Origin of the sequence: Tenacibaculum litopenaei (assembly GCF_964514025.1) — a bacterium.
Lineage (GTDB): Bacteria > Bacteroidota > Bacteroidia > Flavobacteriales > Flavobacteriaceae > Polaribacter > Polaribacter litopenaei.
On the sequence record NZ_CAZEQT010000006.1, the window covers coordinates 1169036 to 1187473 of the forward strand.

General features: G+C 36.2%; 19 protein-coding genes and 1 pseudogene. 5 read left to right on the plus strand and 15 right to left on the minus strand.

The window, feature by feature from the left end:
- Positions 1-333: 333 nt before the first annotated feature.
- Positions 334-624: a hypothetical protein gene (locus ACKTS5_RS13935; RefSeq protein WP_408044489.1), complete on the minus strand. Its 291-nt coding sequence runs from the start codon at positions 622-624 to the stop codon at positions 334-336.
- Positions 625-681: 57 nt separating this feature from the next.
- Here ACKTS5_RS13935 and ACKTS5_RS13940 point away from each other — a divergent pair, with 57 nt between their 5' ends.
- On the plus strand, positions 682-894 hold the full coding sequence (locus ACKTS5_RS13940) for an XRE family transcriptional regulator (RefSeq protein ID WP_408044490.1): 213 nt from the start codon (positions 682-684) through the stop codon (positions 892-894).
- A 42-nt stretch (positions 895-936) separates the two neighbouring features.
- Here the strand turns inward: ACKTS5_RS13940 and ACKTS5_RS13945 are convergent, their stop codons facing one another.
- The 14 genes and pseudogenes from ACKTS5_RS13945 to ACKTS5_RS14010 form a co-directional block, all read right to left on the minus strand.
- Positions 937-1401: a hypothetical protein gene (locus tag ACKTS5_RS13945; RefSeq protein ID WP_408044491.1), complete on the minus strand. Its 465-nt coding sequence runs from the start codon at positions 1399-1401 to the stop codon at positions 937-939.
- A gap of 2 nt (positions 1402-1403) precedes the next feature.
- Positions 1404-2426 carry an RHS repeat-associated core domain-containing protein gene (locus ACKTS5_RS13950; RefSeq protein ID WP_408044492.1) on the minus strand — a complete coding sequence of 341 codons (1023 nt, stop codon included), beginning with the start codon at positions 2424-2426 and terminating at the stop codon, positions 1404-1406.
- Between the two features lie 392 nt (positions 2427-2818).
- Positions 2819-3256 carry a hypothetical protein gene (locus ACKTS5_RS13955; protein ID WP_408044493.1) on the minus strand — a complete coding sequence of 146 codons (438 nt, stop codon included), beginning with the start codon at positions 3254-3256 and terminating at the stop codon, positions 2819-2821.
- A complete protein-coding gene (locus ACKTS5_RS13960) occupies positions 3256-3567 on the minus strand; it encodes a hypothetical protein (RefSeq protein WP_408044494.1) in 312 nt (103 codons plus the stop codon). Before ACKTS5_RS13960 ends, ACKTS5_RS13955 begins: the two co-directional genes overlap by 1 nt.
- A 920-nt stretch (positions 3568-4487) precedes the next feature.
- Positions 4488-4817 carry a hypothetical protein gene (locus ACKTS5_RS13965; protein ID WP_408044495.1) on the minus strand — a complete coding sequence of 110 codons (330 nt, stop codon included), beginning with the start codon at positions 4815-4817 and terminating at the stop codon, positions 4488-4490.
- Positions 4818-4823: 6 nt separating this feature from the next.
- Positions 4824-5756 (minus strand): annotated as a pseudogene (locus tag ACKTS5_RS13970) (RHS repeat-associated core domain-containing protein); the annotation flags it as partial.
- Between the two features lie 1165 nt (positions 5757-6921).
- Complete coding sequence (locus ACKTS5_RS13975) at positions 6922-7374, minus strand: hypothetical protein (RefSeq protein WP_408044496.1); 453 nt, start codon at positions 7372-7374, stop codon at positions 6922-6924.
- A 2-nt stretch (positions 7375-7376) separates the two neighbouring features.
- Positions 7377-8573: an RHS repeat-associated core domain-containing protein gene (locus ACKTS5_RS13980; RefSeq protein ID WP_408044497.1), complete on the minus strand. Its 1197-nt coding sequence runs from the start codon at positions 8571-8573 to the stop codon at positions 7377-7379.
- A 270-nt stretch (positions 8574-8843) separates the two neighbouring features.
- Positions 8844-8984 carry a hypothetical protein gene (locus ACKTS5_RS13985; protein WP_408044498.1) on the minus strand — a complete coding sequence of 47 codons (141 nt, stop codon included), beginning with the start codon at positions 8982-8984 and terminating at the stop codon, positions 8844-8846.
- A gap of 228 nt (positions 8985-9212) precedes the next feature.
- A complete protein-coding gene (locus ACKTS5_RS13990) occupies positions 9213-10058 on the minus strand; it encodes an SMI1/KNR4 family protein (protein ID WP_408044499.1) in 846 nt (281 codons plus the stop codon).
- The gene (locus ACKTS5_RS13995) at positions 10043-10780 is read right to left on the minus strand and encodes a hypothetical protein (protein WP_408044500.1); all 738 of its coding nucleotides are present in this window, start codon (positions 10778-10780) and stop codon (positions 10043-10045) included. The genes ACKTS5_RS13990 and ACKTS5_RS13995 overlap by 16 nt, the downstream gene beginning before the upstream one ends.
- A 145-nt stretch (positions 10781-10925) precedes the next feature.
- On the minus strand, positions 10926-11771 hold the full coding sequence (gene rlmF / locus ACKTS5_RS14000; protein WP_408044501.1) for a 23S rRNA (adenine(1618)-N(6))-methyltransferase RlmF: 846 nt from the start codon (positions 11769-11771) through the stop codon (positions 10926-10928).
- Positions 11772-11803: 32 nt separating this feature from the next.
- Positions 11804-13399, minus strand: coding sequence for a bacillithiol biosynthesis cysteine-adding enzyme BshC (bshC, locus tag ACKTS5_RS14005; protein WP_408044502.1), 1596 nt, complete (start codon positions 13397-13399; stop codon positions 11804-11806).
- Entirely contained in the window at positions 13400-14065 is a 666-nt protein-coding gene (locus ACKTS5_RS14010) for a class I SAM-dependent methyltransferase (RefSeq protein WP_408044503.1), read from the minus strand.
- A 177-nt stretch (positions 14066-14242) separates the two neighbouring features.
- Here ACKTS5_RS14010 and ACKTS5_RS14015 point away from each other — a divergent pair, with 177 nt between their 5' ends.
- From ACKTS5_RS14015 to ACKTS5_RS14030, 4 genes are read left to right on the plus strand one after another with little or no spacing between them, the layout of a single operon-like run.
- Positions 14243-16189 (plus strand): BatA domain-containing protein, encoded by a 1947-nt coding sequence (locus ACKTS5_RS14015; protein ID WP_408044504.1) that lies wholly within the window; start codon positions 14243-14245, stop codon positions 16187-16189.
- Positions 16186-17442: a dihydroorotase gene (locus ACKTS5_RS14020; protein ID WP_408044505.1), complete on the plus strand. Its 1257-nt coding sequence runs from the start codon at positions 16186-16188 to the stop codon at positions 17440-17442. The genes ACKTS5_RS14015 and ACKTS5_RS14020 overlap by 4 nt, the downstream gene beginning before the upstream one ends.
- 5 nt (positions 17443-17447) lie before the next feature.
- Positions 17448-17765, plus strand: a complete 318-nt coding sequence (locus ACKTS5_RS14025; protein WP_408044506.1) for a hypothetical protein — start codon at positions 17448-17450, stop codon at positions 17763-17765.
- A 5-nt stretch (positions 17766-17770) separates the two neighbouring features.
- Positions 17771-18409 carry an alpha/beta hydrolase gene (locus ACKTS5_RS14030; RefSeq protein ID WP_408044507.1) on the plus strand — a complete coding sequence of 213 codons (639 nt, stop codon included), beginning with the start codon at positions 17771-17773 and terminating at the stop codon, positions 18407-18409.
- Positions 18410-18438: the final 29 nt, after the last annotated feature.

Sequence of the window (18438 nt, forward strand, 5' to 3'; positions counted from 1 at the left end):
GATAGCCCAATAGTATTGAAATTGTATGTATAAGAACTTGTGTAGCCTTACTCGACCTATATCCAAACCTAGTAAAATTATAATAAACTATAATCCTAAACAACAAAAAGGTGCAACGAAGTACATCTTTTTGTTTGTTTTAAATATTAATAGGTTGTTCTTACTCACTCTTACTCGACCACACAATACAATTATGTGGGAGCATGAGTAGATTCTTCATCGGTCATTTCTCCTGACTTATACTGAAAAGACAATTTATATTTTATAATTCCTTCAAAATTGCTCTGAGCTGTTATTGTGTTCACAAAAAACAAAACAGTAATGTATACATATTTAATTTTCATAAATCATTTCTAATACATCTGATTGTACATCTTGCAATAATGTTCCTGATAAAACACTCTTATGAGCATTGTTTCCTAACCATATTTTTCTTTTGTAATGAGGAAAACATATTTTAGAATTACCTTTTATATACTTTGTTAAACCTTTGTAAAAATCTTTCAATTCTTTGGTTGCAGAAACTAAACGAGTTCCATCAGCTGTATAAGAAGAGCTGTAATAACTTATATTGCTATAACCTAACATATCGTTATCTTTTTGATTCAATTTAGCTGTGTGCATAAAATAAATAATAGGCCCTCCATATTTTTGTCTTATGTAATAAAATCCTTTGGTTAGATGAAGCCATCTATTGAAGCTGTTGCTAAAATGGCTGAACTTTTAAACGTTTCCCTTGATTGGCTTGTGGGTCATACCGATTTGGAACTCGATAAAAAAATGATTGAGCGCATACAGGAAGTTACCAAGATGAATCCCAAGGATAAAGAACACGTTTTTGCTATGCTTGATGCCTTTATCAAGCAGACTAAACTGCAAAACGTGCTGCAATAAAAAACCACTCCGTAGAGTGGTTTGCATTTTTATATACGGGGACTACAAGTCCTTGCTATCGAGGTAATTTTTAAACTCTAGTAAATTATCTACTTTTGATTTTGGTATGACTTTAAATAAATTGTTATCAACTTTAAATGGTGACCATAAAGAATTTGATATTATAAAATTATCAGGCAATTTTAAATATATATTATTAGCCTTAACTTCTATATCATTTATTTTTTCATCATCGTTGTTATTCAAATCAAACCCTCCAAAATAAAATGATGGAGAGTTTATTTTTAAATTTTTAATTACGCAATTATTAATAGACAAAAATGTTATATCCTCGCATACCAAATACGCTCTATCAATATATTTTAATCTTTCTTCCAAATTCAACTCACTATGTTCGCTAATACCTAAATTAAAATACGCTATTATTAAGCTAGTTTCATCTCTATATATAACTTTAAAATAGGATTCAAATGAATCTAATTCTTCAATTTTCTCACGTACTATCATAGTTAATTTCTTTCCAAAATAATTTCATTGATTTGACCTGTCACAGGCTTCACATCTGTTCTTGTATATCCTTTATTTTCAACGTTAATAGTTTTACTTTTTACATTGTAACCGTTAAGTCCATCAGCTTTTCCATTAAAAATTTTATTAAAAAATTTATTGGACATAGTACCTCTAACAATAATTTTTCCTCCTGACTGCATAGAATTTGTAACTTCTTTCAGAAAAGACGCTTGTAGATTATTTACAACTACCTCATAGACAGCATTTTTCCCAAAGTGTTTACCAAAGTTTGCTACATCATCAACTATACCTGTCTCCGCTACTTTATCAAAATTAGTATAACCTTTTGTACCATTTTTACCTCCCATTAAATCTACTTTACTCCCAGTGCTTGTCGTAGATAATTTGGATTTACCAACTTGTCTAGTCATAACCAAAGCAGTTACTATAACTGCTGTTTTACCAATAGCTTTGGGATCACCTTGTGCAGCAGTACTAACTGTTTCTACTGTTGATTTAGCCCCGTTTGTTTCATAAACTTGATTTACATATTCTCCCGCTGCAACATTAACGCCGCCTTCTTGATAAGCATCAACCACTTTGTTTACTGCATTAACACCATTAGAAATATTGTTATATGTTGATGTTGCTACCCCTGTAATCATATTCATTCCTGCTTCCCAAGCTCCTTTGCGGTATTCATTCGCCCAATTAAGCAAATCTTCACAGCACATCGCCACTTGGTTCCCATCTGGATCTACAAAAAGAATAGGGTTGTTTAGTGTGTAAGTATAAATAGACTGGTCATAGTACTTTTCAGCCATAGCATCTGGAGTAAACCACCTACCTACAGCAGGGTCATAAAATCTTGCCCCGTAGTCGTACATGTTCAACCCTAAACTTTGGTCAAATTCCTTACCATTATACTTCCACTTCTGTGCAACACTATTTCCTAAAGAAGAAACATTCCCATTATACCTTTTATGTTTTAAGCCGAAGGGATAATAATTACTTTCTTCCACGATCTCAGTAGAAGCAGTTACAATACCATCGTTATTAGCATCGGTACAAGATAAGCGAACATTTCCTAGGTGGTCTTTATACTGGTATACATAGTTTAAACTTCCGCTATCATTACTTACATAACCCTCTGGGTGGTTAAAGAATACTAAGCTTACCGAAACTCCACGACCCGAAACCTTGTTGTAAATATAGTTCCCGGCGTATTCCGTAGTTACCGGAATCCATAAACTTCCACTTACTGTCTTGGCGAACGATAGCCCAATAGTATTGAAATTGTATGTATAAGAACTTGTGTAGCCTTACTTGACCTATATCCAAACCTAGTAAAATTACGACAATCTATGGTCCTAAACAACAAAAAGATGAACCTAAGTCCATCTTCTTGCTTGTTTTAATTATTCAATTTATTAAATCCTATATTATTTACAATATCATTAACTAGGTTACTTTTGTATAAAATACTTTTATTTCTATATCTCCAGAAACCTAAATCCCGACTAGTATACAATGTATCCTTATCAAAAATCATAGCATATTCATAAGCCCCAAGGGCTATTGAATAATATTTCTTTTTAGTTTTTTTAATTTCATCTATTATATTCCTTAATTCACTGGAAAAACCATCACTCATTTTAATAGTCTTTCTTATAAAAAGAGAATCTTTACCAAAAAACCTACTAAGGTTTTGAGAAGTTATCATATCATCATCATAAACTAAGGAAGAGCTATTTTTTATAATCTCTATTTTTTTATTCATAATCTTGCTTTGGTTACATGAACCACATAAAAAAATAAATATGAATAATTTTTCAAATATATTTTTTATCATCACTTCTTTTTTTCTTTTGTAGTTGTGCCAACCGTAGTATAAGGCTCAATTAAATAATTAGTTCTTTTATCTTCTTTTAATTTTTCATTTGCTTGATTCGCAAGAGTTGTTGTATATTCTTCTTCTTTATTTGTAAAACTTAAGTCTCCATGAATTGAAGAAAGAATTTTGTACTGGGTTGATGTATTTTCCCTTCTTGAGGTATAATTTTCATTATCATCATAATTTCTATCTTTTTCATAAGAATAATAACTATCTCCAATTTTTATTCTCTTTCCATCTGGATCAATAAAAAATATAGGATTATTCATAGTATATGTATATGGCGACCATCTAACATAATCCTCAGCAAGTGGGTCTAAATTCATCCACCTACCTCAGGAAGGATTGTAATTTCTAGCACCGAAGTCGTGCCATTGTATTCCAAGTTCTTCGTTAAGCTCTTTTCCGTTATACCCAAACTTCTGCGCGGTAGAATTTCCAAGGGATGAGACGTTATTATTGTATCCGTGATGTTTCAATCCAAAAGGATAGTAATTAGATTACCTCACCGTTCTTTACTTATTTTGGTATTCGGTGAATCTCCTTCGTCGATTTCCTCGCTAAATTCCGTACTTGGAGTAATAACACCATCCTTATTATTATCTATATATGATACTCTTTGCCAACCCGCCAGCTGGCTCGTTCGCTAAAAAGGTATACCATACCTTTTATTAACGCTCCGCCCTCAAAATGATCCTTATATTGGTATACATAGTCAAAGGCACCACTGCTTGTTTTTACATAGCCCTCTGTGTGGTTAAAGAATGCTAAGTTCACCGATACTCCACGCCCCGAAATCTTGTTGTAAATATAGTTCCCGGCGTATTCCGTAGTTACCGGACTCGATAAACTTCCACTTACTGTCTTGGCGAACGATAGCCCAATAGTATTGAAATTGTATGTATAAGAACTTGTGTAGCCTTACTTGACCTATATCCAAACCTAGTAAAATTACAGTAAACACACAAATTTCTATGGTGTAGCACAAACCAGCACAACCCATGATGATGGGTTTTTTAGTCTGGTTTGTGCCTAAGGCTATTTGAACCATGTCCTCATAAAAGAGGGGTTAGGCTACTTGGTTGTTAATAATAGTATAACCGATTTTGAGTTTTTGGGAAATATATAAGCATAAAAAAGAAACGCTCATCGGGTTAGGATGAGCGTTTAAGATAAATAATAAGTTGTCCTATTCTTTTTTTACAAAAATTGTCTGATCCATTAATTGGATATCTTTTTCAAAAGCATTAATTGGATTAAAAATTAGTTTCCCATTTTTTAAAGAAATCAAATGTAATTCAAATTTAGATTCTTGAATGAGTTTTAATGTGTCTTTAGAAATCGAATAATTATTGTAAACTATTTTATTACCATTTTCTTTTCTAATTATATTGGTTTCAGTAACTTCCAAAGTTATTTTCTCACTATACCAATTACCAATAATATCCTCTTTTGTGATTTCAGAGTGTTTGCACGATAAAATCGAGACAAAACTCAGTATTATTAACATTTTTTTCATCTAAATTTAGTTTGTTTTATTTCCTTTTTTATCAACTTCCCAATCCCAGTTAACATTTTTTCGTTTTTTTACTGTCACATTAATACCTGTACCTTTTTTTGCTTTTTTATTTTTATTTCTTCTATTAACAATATCCTTAATGAAGTTTTTCGCTCCTTTGTTTCCTGAATCTTTGTCACATAAACCAAAACAACCAAAAGAGCCTACTACATAAGTTTTTCCGTCATTTTTTTGATAACTACCACCGACATGAATCATAACCCCAGTAGCTTTATCTTTTTTTCCTTTTTTTCTTTCAGGACTCTCATTTGGCTCTACATCGAGTTCAGAGGAACCATCTTCATTTCTCAAAGCTAATGCCTCTAAATCTGTTCCAGAAGGATCTTGAAGAGCTACAGCTTTATATTCTCCATCTCCATTAGCTGGCTCAAAAGCTGTATTAGTAACATTAAAAGTATCGTCATCTAATCCAAAAAATTCTAAAACCCCATTAGCTTCATTTACTGGATTGCTTTGATTTAATAATGGAGCGTCTCTAGTGACATAATATGTTGATGTTGTTCCAGTGACATCATCAGTTACTGTCATTTCATAAATATCAATCTGCACCTCTCTAGGGGCTTCACCACTAGCTCCAATTAATCTAATTGATGTTGTTCCCACTGGTTTATTTCCAATAGATATATGAACATCTTCTCCGTCAGGGTCAACAAATAAAACAGGGTTATTTGATGAATATACATATGGGGATACTCCACTATACTTTTCAGCAAGAGGGTCTATATTAAACCATTTACCTATTGAAGCATCATAGTTTCTTGCTCCATAGTCATACCAATTTAACCCAAGCTCTTCATTGAGTTCTTTTCCATTAAACTTGTAATTCTGAGCAGGATTTGTTGAAGTAACCACGTTATTATACCCTTTATGTTTTAAACCAAAAGGATAGTAATTAGATTACCTCACCGTTCTTTACTTATTTTGGTATTCGGTGAATCGCCTTCGTCGATTTCCTCGATAATTTCCGTACTTGGAGAAATAACACCATCATTGTTATTATCGATATATTATACTCTTTTACCAACCCGCCAGATGGCTCGTTCGCTAAAAAGGTATACCATACCTTTTATTAACGCTCCGCCCTCAAAATGATCCTTATATTGGTATACATAGTGAAAGGCGCCACTGCTTGTTTTTACATAACCCTCTGGGTGGTTAAAGAAGGCTAAGTTCACCGATACTCCACGACCCGAAACCTTGTTGTAAATATAGTTCCCGGCGTATTCCGTAGTTACCGGACTCGATAAACTTCCACTTACCGTCTTGGCGAACGATAGCCCAATAGTATTGAAATTGTATATATAAGAACTTGTGTAGCCTTACTTGACCTATATCCAAACCTAGTAAAATTACAGTAAACACAAAATAAACTATTGTAATTTTGAAAAAATTCTACAAGTAAGCAGTTCTAACTTGGGGAAGCTTACACTCTTTATCTTGTTTATGGTAAAAACATCAACTTCTTCTTATATCTAGTTGTTCTATGCAATTAAAAGTTACCGATATCTTAAAAACAAAAAACTACAACACTTATAAAAATGTTGTGGTTTTATATATTTAATTATTGTTCTTGCCTACTCTTGCTTGGCACCCGAAAGGATTCGAGCGCTAGCGAGGGGAAGGTATAAATGCTTCTTTTGACAAAAAACATTACAACGTTTACAAGCTATTGAAGAGATGTCTAGTGATTTTAAAACTCACTTATTTTCTATCATAGATTCTGTGATTAGAGACTATAAAACACAACAGGCCTATAAATAAAAAACCACGTTACAATTACTCATAACGTGGCTTTATCTTTATTATTTTTAAAAGTTAATTTCTAATTAATTACTCATACTCGGCACGGACTGCAAGTCCGCGCTATCGGGTTTAAGTCATATTCTTTGCTTAAATCTTTGGTAGACATTCCTGATTGTTTCAACTCTACAATCATCGTCTTAAATTCAATACTGTGAACTCGTTTTTCCATAATTCAAATTTAATACTTATGGACTTCAAAAATTTGTACCAACAAATGTAGTTACTCCAGGTTGTAATCTATTTAATAGTCCGAGCAATCAAAACTAGACCTACCTTTAGAGCTTTCTAGTAAAATTCTTAATATTTCATTATAGGAATCTGTCATCTCTCCATAAATTCTAACTTTAGTTTTATTTTCTATAGTCAATCCAAAATACCATGCTCCTTTTCTAGTTCTATCAGTCAAAATTAGTTTTTGATTCTCAATTGTATCTATTATCTCATTTAACCTCCTTAAATTAGAGTCCTTCATTTTAAAACTCTTTTCAAACTTTATATTATTAAGGTTAGTTCCTTTTTCATTAAGATCTAGATCATACTCTCCAACTTTCAAAGAGCCAAAACCATCCCTAGAAAACTCAAAAATATGGGCGCAACCATAATTAGCATAAAAAACTTTATTCGAAAATTTTGTTCTACAACTAGAAAGTAAGCTAAACAAAATTAAAACCATAAAAACACTTTTAAACTTCATATTTAATACTTTATCCTTTTATTTAAACCTCTATCCTTTCTCAAATCATTTTCTGAATAATATTTACGTCTCTTAGATGTTGAGGGTCTACTATAAATACCTGTTGCATAAAGCTCTTCTTTTCTTTCCCATGCCGTTTTATATTTACCATCTTGTCCTCGATAACGATACAAGACTTTTGTATCTAAAGACACAGATGCTCCGTCCATGGTAGCTAAAGAATGAGATAACTCATGACCTAAAGTAAGCTCATTAGGTTGTGACTCAAGAACAGACTTACCGGTATTTTTATCCTCAACCAGCATTTTAGGAACCCCATCATATAATTTGTATACTTCTGTTTTTAAATCGTCAGCAATACTGTATGAACCAATAGTTACTATACTATCCGAGCCTTTACCATTTGTTGAATTTGCTTTGTTAACAGCTTCCTCCATCGCTCCTTGATCCTTACTACTAACATTAATAGTCACAGTTTTTTCATGACCTATTAAAGCCCTTATCAATCCTGTTCCGTTTTCTTTTTTTCCTTTATTCTTCTTTGAAATAATGACTTTGTTTCCATCCATAGACAACTTGTCATCGGTTAATTTCTGTAAATCAGCTAAGATCGTTTTCCTCTCCGTCTTGGACATTTTTGAATCTAATATAATATCTTGAGGCGCCATTCCATCAGGATCAATAAAATAAATAGGATTGTTAAACGCATAATTATACGGAGAGTGCCTACGCATTTGTTCTGCTAATGGGTCAATATTCATCCATCTACCTAAGGAAGGATTGTAATTTCTAGCCCCGAAGTCATGCCATTCTAAACCAAGTTCTTCATTAAGCTCTTTTCCATTATACCCAAACTTCTGCGCGGTAGAATTTCCAAGGGATGAGACGTTATTATTGTATCCGTGATGTTTAAGTCCAAAAGGATAGTAATTAGATTCCTCAACAATCTCAGTAGAAGCAGTTACAATACCATCCTTATTAGCATCGGTATATGACAATCGAACATTTCCTAGGTGGTCTTTATACTGGTATACATAGTTTAAACTTCCGCTATCATTACTTACATAACCCTCTGGGTGGTTAAAGAACGCTAAGCTTACCGAAACTCCACGACCCGAAACCTTGTTGTAAATATAGTTCCCGGCGTATTCCGTAGTTACCGGACTCGATAAACTTCCACTTACTGTCTTGACTACCATTAGTCCAGAAGTATTGCAATCGTATGTATAAGAACGTGTTTAGCCATACTTAACCTATATCCAAGCCTAGTAAAATTATAATAAACTATAGTCCTAAACAACAAAAAGATGAACCTAAGTCCATCTTCTTGCCACTTTTAATTATTAATTTGTTGCTATTACTCACTCCTACTCAATTAAACGATACAATCATACGGGAGCGCGGGGTTCACTTTAGATCATAGAAAAAACCACAACAAATTTGTTATGAATTTCCAAATTATTTTTTACTTAAACTCCGTTTATTTTTTCATTATCGGGAGCGCCTTTTATCTTTGATGTGTAATTAAAACAATTATTGTCAACATTTACCACTTGTACTACGATACCTCCATTTTTATTAACCTCTTTTTGAAATTCGGTTAATTCCATTTTGGAATCATCATACCTTAAAATATATGTACAATCATTAAGCCATTCTATTTTAGAATATCTCTTTACACCTTCACATCTATTTCTATCTGAGAATTGTGATCTCTAATAATTGTATAAGGTTTTGTATTTTCTGAGTCGCTTGGAACTATAAAATGTCCTTTTTTGAAATCATTACAATTTAAGCTACAACATGAGCTCAGGAAACTTAAAAATAAAAAGCTATACTTAATCATTATCCTTAGTGACAATTTTAATTTTAGTTCCATCAGGCACATAATATACTTGTTTTGCTATTGAAGAATTATAAGTTATATTTTTTTTAAAATCTTTAAGATATAAATTACTTAACTCATATTCTCCTCCAATTATAAAAGGCTGTTTAGCCGAAAGCCTTTTTCCCTCTGTAAGTGATTTATTATCATTTTGACTTAATTCAGCAGCAAGTTTCATCCCTGTTAAATAATCTAAATCCTCATATAATAACTTAATAAAGTCTTTAAAATTTTCAGCTAAACATTCAATCTCTGCCGTTTCAATAGTAAATAAATAAACCTTATTATTTAGGAAGGCAAAGGGATTTCCAAAAACATCTTCAGCAAAAAACTTCATCCCTTTAACTATTTCTTGATAACTTTCATGGAAAAAATTATCCATAAATCTCAGGTCATGAAAATCTAATTTTTCAGAAATACCGTAAATATGAAAAGAATTATTATAAAAATAACCTCCGTTTACTATTTCCAAAAAATCAAGGAAATATTTATCTTGGATGTCTAATTTATGTAAATCCGTACTTTTTTCTAAAGCATTAAACTCTAAATTTCTATTTTTTAACAATTGGTCATAAACCATATTATTTATTTCAGGTTTGTTTTTTGTTGCTATTCTAACTTCTGTGCGATCCAGAACTTTTCTAAGTGAATGCATAACGGAAGCCGCTCCTCTATGATCAGAACTAGTAACGTGTTTTACGCTAGCTTTTTCTTCAGTATTAATAACAGGAGGTGCCTCATCTCCATCCTTTCCTTTTTTAGTCACTACTCCTTTAAGATTTTCTAATCTTCTTTCCACAATTCTGGGATTTTATGGTATCCTAAGGGAATAAACTTATTTTTCATATATAACATTGGGATTTCATATTGCTTATGTATTCGAACACGTTCAACAAACAGTGGTAAATAGGCTCCTTCAGCAACTTTTTCCCACCTCATACCATCCGAACAAATAGAAATCCCAACATAATTAGCCCCCTCTTCTTTAAGAACTAAGGTGATATGATGAGGATTGTATTCTGAACCACCAATAATTTCATATTCATAGATGAGTGCATCTCCGAAATTAATAATGTTCTTGTTTTCAGATTTAATCAAGCTAATTTGATCATATATGAAATCAGAAACAAAAAGTTCTTTCATTAAATTTTCTCCAAATGCTTTATCATTTATACATGCTTTTGACACTATGATTTCTCTTTGAAAATCTTTATGCGTAGTATAAATGACTGTAGAATCAATTTTAATTTTAGTTTTATGAGCAATACCTCCTAACATTTTATTGAAATCAGAATCAGACAAAAAGTTGTCTTCAATATTTTGAGGTCGGTGTATATCACTTGCTTTATCTACCGGCTGAGTGCTGAGACAAAAGGGATACCGTTCAGTTTCTTTATTAGTTACCTTGACCTCATTTTTTGCGGCAGCCGAATTCACGCTGCCTGTATGCGTATGACAACTCCATAGCGCAAAACTCCCTGCCAAAACCGTCGGGATTAAAATTCGCAACCACTTTTCCATACTTTTGTCAAATTCAATTTTCTTTTACCAATAAAATATTGAGGACAGTAAAGTACCCAGCCTTTCTTTTAAATTGCCAATTTACTAGAGGCAACTAGCTACCCCTCAATATATCTTACTCATATACCTCCACTTAAGGAAGAGCTTAGTAACGCCAACAAGCAATTCGGGTAAGTTTATTCCCCTGCTGCATATCAATAATGCGGAAGTCCTGAACACCTAGCTTTTTGGCAGATTTCTTTAAACTGAGTATATTGTCTTTCTTTGATACCAAACTCGTAAACCACTCGCAAAGCTCCGGAAATAATGAACTCTCGTATAAATACGTATGTAAAAAGGCCTTTTCACCACCTTGATACCACAACTCATTGGTATTTCCTGAAAAATTGCGTCCACGTGCCGTCTTTAGATTTTTTGTTTTCCGTGAGTTCGCCGCAGCCGCTTCCTCAGCAGATCGATAAAATGGTGGATTACACATGCTAAACTGAAACTTATCCTCCTGCTTAACAATCCCTTTTAATACCGATGTCTTGTCTCGTTGATGACGGAAACTTATAGCCCCCTCAAGCCCGTTTTCACCTACTATGGTAGCCGCAGTTTTTAAGGATTTAGGATCGATATCCGTTCCGACAAAATCCCAATTGTAAACTGCCTTCCCTAAAATAGGATAAACACAAGTAGCTCCCGTTCCGATATCGAGCACTCGAGAATTTTTCCCGCTTACCGGCAAATCGTTTAGATAATGAATATAGTCTACACGCCCCGGTATTGGAGGACATAAATTTTCGGAAGGAAACTCCCAATAAGCAACTTGGTAATGTACCGATAACAACGCCGTATTAAACAGTTTTACCGCCTTAGCATTTGCAAAGTCCAACGTTTTTCGACCATGCCTTTCCAATACAAACGCCTCCAACGCAGGAACCGCACGGACTAGCAGTTCAAAGTCATAGGCTTTGTTATGTACATTATTTGGGTGTAGTGCCTTCATTTGTTATAAGTAAATGCTTGCAAAAATAGTACTTATTCCAATACCAACACGGTAAACGCCAACGATAGCGGTGCTAATTCTTTTTTTAAGGTGGAAATAAATTCTGGACCATAGGCCAAGTAGTACTCCGAAAAATTGCGTTGTCGTTCTTCCAAACTCTGGTTGGGTAACAGCGCGTCTTGTATACTTTGGATGCGTTGCACACGATCAGACTGATTGCGTTTTTCGGCCCTTAGCATGCGTTTCTCAAGCATTGCCAACCCTTTTAATTGCTTTTTTTCTTGTGCCTCCACAGCTCCTACAAAAGAAACATCTGTTTGTTTTGCCAATTGCGCTAAAGTAGCAAACTGCTCCTGCAATGTGGCCCGCTGTTGTGCAAAATCATAACTCACTACCGCCTGTTCTTCTACCTTTTTCTTTACCAACTCGTGTTGGTTTAAAAAGAGTTCCTCTGTGCTGATGTTTAATTTCTGTAGTTTTTCTTCTTGTTTTTGAGTCATCACCTGTACCGAATTACGCAGTAATAACATCGGAAATGGCACCCCTACAGCCTCAAAATAAGCTTTTAGCTGAAACCAATAGGCGAGCTCTCCTCCACCTCCAATATAACAGAGGTTCGGTAAAATCACTTCTTGATACAAAGGTCGCATAATCACATTGGGAGAAAAATCTTCCGGATGCGCTTCTAAATGTGCCAAGAGTTCCTCTTTATTCCAGCGCCAATCAGTATGCAATACGCGGTATACATTTTCTTCTAATACAATGCGCTCGCGCAATCCGTTTTTAATAAAGAACAAATTAATTTCTCTCGGGTTTACCTGAACTTTATACGATGCTTCTAGAGCGGCAATCGTTTCCTGTACCTTGTGATGCGATAGTTGCTGTTCCAGCTCGTCTTGTACATAGGGGCGAAAGAGCCCTTTGAGTGCGCTGTCATCACCATCTACGATAACAAGTCCTTCTTCTCCAAACAATTCATTGGCTAAAAAGCGAGTAGCTTCGGCCAAAGTCGCCTTTTCAGCATAGGCCTTATGAAAAAGTTCTTTTAAAGCACGAGCATTTTTAGAAGTCCCTAAATGCTCCGCAAAAATACTTGCAACCTCATCCAATCCTTCCGTTGAAAATCGCCCAACGGGTCCCGTTTGTCCAGTATTCCAGGTTACTTTTTTGCCCTTAAAATTAAAGTAGTTGATTTCTTCAAAATCGTGGTCTTCGGTAGCCATCCAATAAACGGGAACAAAATGATACTCCGGAAACTGTTGTGCCAACTCCTCAGCTAAATTAATAGCATTGATAATTTTGTATAAAAAGTACAAAGGCCCGGTAAACAGGTTTAACTGGTGCCCCGTAGTTACTGTAAAGGTCGTTGGGTTCGCCAACTTACTGAGGTGTTCCCTCGTTGCTGCTGATACGGTCGTTGTTTGGTATTGCCCTTCTAAGGCTTTGACGAGCACTGCCCTCGTGTCTGGCGAGAATGAAGCCTGCTTTTCATCAATCTGTGCTCGAAAATTGGCTAACTCCGGAAAACGGTGGTAAAAAGGGGTGGTTTTAGGGTCTCTATCTAAATAATCCGTCATGGTTTTTGAAAAAAAACCAGTGGTTTTAAAGGGTACTGTAATTGCTTTCATTTAAAGGTCTTTTTTCTGGAATAAGGTGTAAATATAAGGGCGCTCGCCGCCATTGGGATTGATAAAAGTGGTTTCAAAACTCTTGAGTAGGCTAAAGTTGCTTCCCATTCTTTCGGTCAACAATTCCTCGGTATAGCGCTGCACGGGCAAGCCACAGCATTTCTGAACTCCCGTTTCTGAAAAAACGGCAATAATAGCATACCCTCCTGGCATTAACACCTTGTTTAAAAGGCTAAAATAGCGTTCCCAATCGCGTTTTTCAGTAAAAAAGTGCAGTACCGCTCGGTCGTTCCAAACGGCCACCGGGCCGAGTGCCGCTAAACGGTTCCCTTCCAACAAATCGTCTTGTATAAACGCGACGTTTTTCGAGGCTGCTCCTAATCGGATTTCGATATCCTCCAATGCTTTTCCAGACAAGTCATTGGCAATTACTTGCTCGTAGCCCTCTGCTACCAATTGGTCTATAAGTACGGACGAGCCGACACCGATATTTAAAATTTTTGCTGAAGTCGCTACTCCTGTTTCCTTGATAAGTGCGACGCTGTGTGCTGCATCTGCTTCGTACCATCCCAGTTGTTCTGTGTTCTTGGTACGGTAAGCCTGTTCCCAATGCTGCTGTAAATCTATTCCTCCCGAAATAGTACAGTCACTCTCTTTTGTAGTCATAGTTCAAAAATACTAAATTTTACCTTTTGGTCGAAAAGGTGGTATCCTTCTAACATATTTTTAACTCAATTGCGCTATGACGTTGATTTTAGTTATTTTTACTCGCAGAAGTGCGTGCAAAACCACTGGATTACCAGCAAGCAAACACTTCGCTAAATATTTTAAGTTGCCCGATACATGCTATTTAAACATCCTGAGATTCTTTATTTTTTAGCCCTACTGTGCATTCCCATAATTGTACACCTATTTCAATTACAGCGTTTTGTCAAAACACCGTTTACCAACGTTGCGTTTTTACAGCAGTTAGCGCTGCAAACCCGAAAGAGCTCCCGTTTAAAAAAATGGCTCGTCTTATCGCTAAGAATGCTCGCCTTTGCCGGACTAGTATTGGCATTTGCGCAACCCTATTTTAGCAATCAACAAGCAGACACCCAAGCTAACTACCTCATTTTTTTAGACAATTCAATGAGTATGGAAGCGAAAGGAGCAAAAGGAAAATTATTAAACATAGCGGCGCAAGAATTGTTCGAAAGTTTACCCGCCGATGCCAATATCAGCTTGTTCACTCACAACCAACAACTCTTAAATCAAGACCTCCCCAGCCTTAAGGAATTCTTGCTCAACAGCAAGCCTAGTGCTTCCGAACTCACCTACGGTCAAGTTGTCTTGCAGTTTGCTACCCTCACAAAGACCTTGGGTACCAGTGTAACTCCGGTTATAATCTCCGATTTTCAGAATGCCCCAAAAACCGACTTGGAACAACTGCCTGCAAAAACAGTCTTTGTACAGTTGGCTCCTCAGCAAAAAAACAACATCAGCATTGACAGTGTGAGTATTGGCAATGACAATGCTCAAAACCTCCGCATTTCACTGCATGTAACGAACAAGGGAACGGCTAGAAAACAAGTACCGGTGGCTCTTTACGATCGTGGACGTATCCTTAACAAACAACTATTTTCCATCGATGATTATGCACAAGAAATTGTCACCTTTACCATTCCACGCCAACGAGAATTGCGTTTAAAAGCTAGCATTGACCTCTTGGATAATTTTGATTTCGACAATCACTACTATTTTAACATCGATTCCAGTGAAAAAATCAATATTATGGCCATTGGCGAACCCGCTCCTTATTTAGGACGAGTGTTTACACAAGACGAATTCACCTTTACCAAAGCCACAGCAAATTCGGTAGATTACAACTTACTGCTAAAACAAGATTTTATAGTACTCAACGAAATAAACACCCTCCCTAGCACCCTCATTAGTAGCTTACAAAAATTTCACCTACAGGGCGGAACCCTACTTGTAATTCCTGGAGTGGCAGTCAATACCGACTCTTATCAGCAATTATTTACACGCCTGAAGATCGGTACACTCCGAAAAGTTCAAAACGACAGCTTGTCTATTGCCTCCATACACTACCAGCATCCCGTTTTCCAATCGGTATTTCAGAAAAAGGTGAGTAATTTTCAATATCCAAAAATCAGTAGTTGGTACCCTACGCGGCTAAACATCAACAAACCCTTACTGAGTTTAGAAAATCAGCAAGCCTTTTTAACCCAAACGACAGCCAACGAGCCCCATGTGTATTGGATGGCGGCCCCAATAAATCCAGCAGTAAGTAATTTCACCAGAGCTTCTCTCATCGTTCCTACCTTGTACTCTTTGGGAAAAAGCAGTTTTAAGCTCCCGAAATTATCCTATGTAGCAGGCGTAAAAAACAGTATTGATATTCCTGCAAAAGTAGCCCCAAACACCGTTTTAAGTATTGTGAACGCTAGCAGTAACTTTATACCACTACAACAGCGCTTCAGAAACAAAGTACGCCTAGAAACCGAGGCATTACCCAATACCGCCGGTTTTTCATATGCCGTAAAAAACAAAGACACACTTAAAACACTCGCTTTCAACTACGCAGCTCTCGAAAGTAGTTTAACATATACCGACCTTTCAGCAGCCTTGCCAGCACAACAACAAACAGCGATTCACAACAGCGTCAAAGAAGCCGTGCTTAACATTCGTAAAAAAAATGAAGTTCACTGGCTTTGGAAATGGTTTTTAGGAGTTTCCATTGTATCTTTGCTTCTTGAAATTTTTATTTTAAAATTCTTCAAACCATGACAACGCTGTTAAAGTCGGCTAAAATAATTGATACCACCAGTCCGTATCACCTACAAGTTAAGGATATTTTAATATCAAAAGGCACAATCATTGCCATCGAAGACACCATTGCTGAACAAGACGATTACCAAGTACTCAACCTAAACGACCTCCATGTGAGTCCCGGATGGTTTGATTCGAGTGTTTGTTTTGGTGACCCTGGTTACGAAGAGCGTGAAACCATTGAACACGGTATTGACGTCGCTGCTAAATCGGGTTTTACCGCAGTCGCTGTAAATCCCTATACCCAACCAATTACCGAAACTAAAGCGGCCATATCGTACTGGTTAACCCAGGCACAAGGAGCGGCCACTACCCTGTACCCTATTGGTGCTTTGACTCAAAAAAGTGAAGGGGTAGAAATGGCGGAATTGTTTGATATGAAACAAGCTGGAGCCATCGCTTTTGGTGATTACAAGCGTCCTATAACTAATGACAATTTGTTAAAAATTGCCTTGCTATACGCACAAAACTTTGACGGACTCATTCAAAGTTTTCCAAAAAACAAACACATCGCAGGTGAAGGAGTGGCCCACGAAGGTTATAACAGCACCAAACTCGGCCTCAAAGGAATTCCTGCCTTAGCAGAAGAACTGCAAGTAGCGCGCGATTTATTTTTGTTAGAATACACCGGTGGTAAACTACACATTCCAACAATTTCGACAAAAAAATCCGTAGCTCTTATCAGAGATGCCAAAGCACGTGGTTTGGATGTTAGCTGTAGTGTTGCCGTTCACAACTTGAGTTTAACAGACGATGAGTTATGTGAGTTTGAAGCTACGAAAAAAGTAAATCCTCCACTGCGAACCTCAGCGGATACAGAAGCCTTGATTGAAGGGGTACAAGATGGAACCATTGATATGATCACTACCGATCACAACCCGATAGATATTGAATACAAAAAGGTAGAATTTTCCATTGCCAAAGACGGAACCATCGGATTAGAGTCGGCTTTTGGAGTTTTAAACAGCCTTTTCGACCTCGAAACTATCGTACGCAGTTTGAGTACACAGCCAAGAAAACGATTTGGATTGGATGCAGTGAGTATCGTTGAAAACGCCGAGGCAAACCTCAGCTTATTTTCACCTGAAGGCAGTTATGAATTTACAGAAAAGAACGTACTATCGACCTCTAAAAACAGCGCATTCTATCACAAAACCTTACGAGGTACCGTGTACGGAATTTACGCCAATGAGCAACTAGTAGTAAAATAAACCTTATGGGAACTCCTAACAATACTAAATACGGTGTTATTGCCTATTTGACCATTATTGGTACGGCCATAGCCATTGTAAACAACAACAAAAAACCGAATCCATTTACGAGTTTTCACATTCGTCAAATGATAGGTTTACACGTTTTTTCGGTACTCAATACCTGGGTAATTCGCCCAATCGCCGGAGAAACAACCAGCAATATCTCAGGAATCTGTTTGGTAGTTTTATGGGCCGTTGCCTTTGTTGGAGCCCTAAATAAAGACAAAAAATTAGTACCCTTTTTCGGAGCCTACTTCGAAAAATGGTTTAAATCGATCTAAAATACATGAGTTTAGAATACCTCGTTAGAAAACCCAAAACAGCGGTAGCACAACCACCGCTACTCATCTTATTACACGGATACGGCAGTAATGAACAAGACCTGTTTTCTTTTGCTGAAGAATTACCGGACGAATTGTTGATTATCAGTGCCAGAGCACCGTTTGATATGGGCTATGGAGGATATGCTTGGTACGCCATTAACTTTGACGACCAAAACGGAAAGTTCTCTGACATCCCACAAGCGAAATCGTCCGTGACGAAAATAGCTGAGTTTGTCAAAGAAATACAGCAGGAATTTCAAACTGCTCCGGAAAAGACCTTCTTGTTAGGTTTTAGCCAAGGGGCCATTTTAAGTTATGCTGTGAGCTTCCACTACCCTAACTTAGTCAACCACGTGGTTGCTTTGAGCGGATATATCAATGACGACCTCATTCCAACCGAAATGCCGCCAGCAATTGCTACCGACTATTACATTTCACACGGATCTGTAGATCAGGTTTTACCTGTTGATTGGGCACGAAAAGCACCGGTATATCTAAATATGCACGGCTTGGACAACGAATATTCGGAATATCCTGTAGGCCATGGAGTAGCTCCTCAAAACTTCTACAGTTTTAAAGAATGGATCGAAAAAAGGCTTTAATTATTGTTAAATATGACATTTGTCAGTTG

Excerpts from the sequence above, each read along its gene's own strand:
- ACKTS5_RS13935 (WP_408044489.1), bottom strand. The coding sequence starts at position 624 with ATGCACACAGCTAAATTGAATCAAAAAGATAACGATATGTTAGGTTAT.
- ACKTS5_RS13940 (WP_408044490.1), top strand. The coding sequence starts at position 682 with ATGAAGCCATCTATTGAAGCTGTTGCTAAAATGGCTGAACTTTTAAAC.
- ACKTS5_RS13945 (WP_408044491.1), bottom strand. The coding sequence starts at position 1,401 with ATGATAGTACGTGAGAAAATTGAAGAATTAGATTCATTTGAATCCTAT.
- ACKTS5_RS13955 (WP_408044493.1), bottom strand. The coding sequence starts at position 3,256 with ATGATAAAAAATATATTTGAAAAATTATTCATATTTATTTTTTTATGT.
- ACKTS5_RS13960 (WP_408044494.1), bottom strand. The coding sequence starts at position 3,567 with ATGAATAATCCTATATTTTTTATTGATCCAGATGGAAAGAGAATAAAA.
- ACKTS5_RS13965 (WP_408044495.1), bottom strand. The coding sequence starts at position 4,817 with ATGAAAAAAATGTTAATAATACTGAGTTTTGTCTCGATTTTATCGTGC.
- ACKTS5_RS13975 (WP_408044496.1), bottom strand. The coding sequence starts at position 7,374 with ATGAAGTTTAAAAGTGTTTTTATGGTTTTAATTTTGTTTAGCTTACTT.
- ACKTS5_RS13980 (WP_408044497.1), bottom strand. The coding sequence starts at position 8,573 with ATGGTAGTCAAGACAGTAAGTGGAAGTTTATCGAGTCCGGTAACTACG.
- ACKTS5_RS13985 (WP_408044498.1), bottom strand. The coding sequence starts at position 8,984 with ATGGAATTAACCGAATTTCAAAAAGAGGTTAATAAAAATGGAGGTATC.
- ACKTS5_RS13995 (WP_408044500.1), bottom strand. The coding sequence starts at position 10,780 with ATGGAAAAGTGGTTGCGAATTTTAATCCCGACGGTTTTGGCAGGGAGT.
- rlmF (WP_408044501.1), bottom strand. The coding sequence starts at position 11,771 with ATGAAGGCACTACACCCAAATAATGTACATAACAAAGCCTATGACTTT.
- bshC (WP_408044502.1), bottom strand. The coding sequence starts at position 13,399 with ATGAAAGCAATTACAGTACCCTTTAAAACCACTGGTTTTTTTTCAAAA.
- ACKTS5_RS14010 (WP_408044503.1), bottom strand. The coding sequence starts at position 14,065 with ATGACTACAAAAGAGAGTGACTGTACTATTTCGGGAGGAATAGATTTA.
- ACKTS5_RS14015 (WP_408044504.1), top strand. The coding sequence starts at position 14,243 with ATGCTATTTAAACATCCTGAGATTCTTTATTTTTTAGCCCTACTGTGC.
- ACKTS5_RS14020 (WP_408044505.1), top strand. The coding sequence starts at position 16,186 with ATGACAACGCTGTTAAAGTCGGCTAAAATAATTGATACCACCAGTCCG.
- ACKTS5_RS14025 (WP_408044506.1), top strand. The coding sequence starts at position 17,448 with ATGGGAACTCCTAACAATACTAAATACGGTGTTATTGCCTATTTGACC.
- ACKTS5_RS14030 (WP_408044507.1), top strand. The coding sequence starts at position 17,771 with ATGAGTTTAGAATACCTCGTTAGAAAACCCAAAACAGCGGTAGCACAA.